1 protein-coding gene is annotated in these 1,397 nt (G+C 71.1%); it reads left to right on the forward strand.

Annotated features, from left to right (window positions below; all coding sequences use genetic code 11):
- Positions 1–1,397, forward strand: a 1,397-nt coding sequence (locus ACFC1R_RS38800) for an acyltransferase domain-containing protein (RefSeq protein ID WP_375946427.1), incomplete at both ends; no start/stop codon positions are given.

The raw sequence follows: 1,397 nt of genomic DNA on the forward strand, positions 1-1,397 counted from the left end.
GGCCTGCTCGACCGCACCGAGTACACCCAGCCCGCGCTGTTCGCGGTCGAGGTGGCGCTGTTCCGCCTCGCCGAATCCTGGGGTCTGCGGCCGGATTTCCTGGCGGGTCACTCGATCGGTGAGCTGGCGGCCGCGCACGTCGCCGGGGTTCTCTCGCTCGCTGACGCTGCTGCGCTGGTGGCGGCTCGTGGGCGTCTGATGCAGGCGCTGCCTTCGGGTGGTGCGATGGTGGCGGTGCAGGCGTCCGAGGAGGAGGTCCTGCCGCTGCTGACCGCCGAGGTGGGTATCGCGGCGGTCAACGGGCCTTCGTCGGTGGTCATTTCCGGCGGTGAGCGGGCGGTGCTGGAGGTTGCGGAGAAGCTCGCGGCCGACGGCCGGAAGACCAAGCGGCTCACGGTCAGCCACGCGTTCCACTCGCCGTTGATGGAGCCGATGCTCGCGGAGTTCCGCACGGTCGCGGAGGGTCTGAGCTTCCGCGAGCCCCGGATCCCGGTCGTCTCCACCCTCACCGGCAAGGTCACCGAGGAGCTGGTCACCCCCGAGTACTGGGTGCGCCACGTCCGCGAGGCGGTCCGCTTCCACGACGCGATCCAGGTGCTGGAGGGCGAGGGCGTCCGTACGTTCCTGGAGCTGGGTCCGGACGGCACGCTCTCGGCGATGGGTCAGGAGTGCGTGGCGGAGGAGGCGGTGTTCGCACCGGTCCTGCGCCGTGACCGCGCCGAGGCGCAGAGCTTCACGACTGCTCTGGCGCAGCTGCACGTCCGGGGTCTCAAGCTCGACTGGCAGGCGGTCTTCGCGGGCACCGGCGCGCAGCGCGTCGACCTGCCGACCTACGCCTTCCAGTACGAGCGCTACTGGCTGGAGGCCCCGCCGATCCTGGTGGGCGAGGCGGCAGCCGCTCACCTCGGGCTGGACCTGGCGGAGCACCCGTTGCTGGGCGCCTTCGTTGCTCTGGCGGATGCGGATGGCGTCCTGTTCACCGGGAGGCTGTCGCTCGACGCGCACCCGTGGCTGGCCGACCACGCCGTGGGTGAGGTGGTACTGCTGCCGGGAACCGCCTTTGTGGAACTGGCGGTTCGAGCGGGCGACCAGGTCGGCTGCGGTCGTGTCGAGGAGCTGACGCTGGAGGCGCCGCTGGTCCTCCCCGCCAAGGGCGGGATGCAGGTCCAGGTTTCGGTGGGGGAGCCTGATTCGGCGGGCCGTCGTCCGGTGTCCGTCTTCTCGCGGGTGGAGGATGCGCCGGTCGAGGAGCCGTGGACGCGTCATGCGACGGGTCTGCTGGCGGAGGGCGGTGCTGCGGAGTCGTTCGATCTGGTGGAGTGGCCGCCGGTGGGTGCGGAGGCTGTGCCGGTCGACGGTCTGTATGAGGGTTTCGCGGCTGCCGGGTTCGGTTACGG

It is taken from the genome of Kitasatospora sp. NPDC056138, from assembly GCF_042264695.1.
Lineage (GTDB): Bacteria > Actinomycetota > Actinomycetes > Streptomycetales > Streptomycetaceae > Kitasatospora.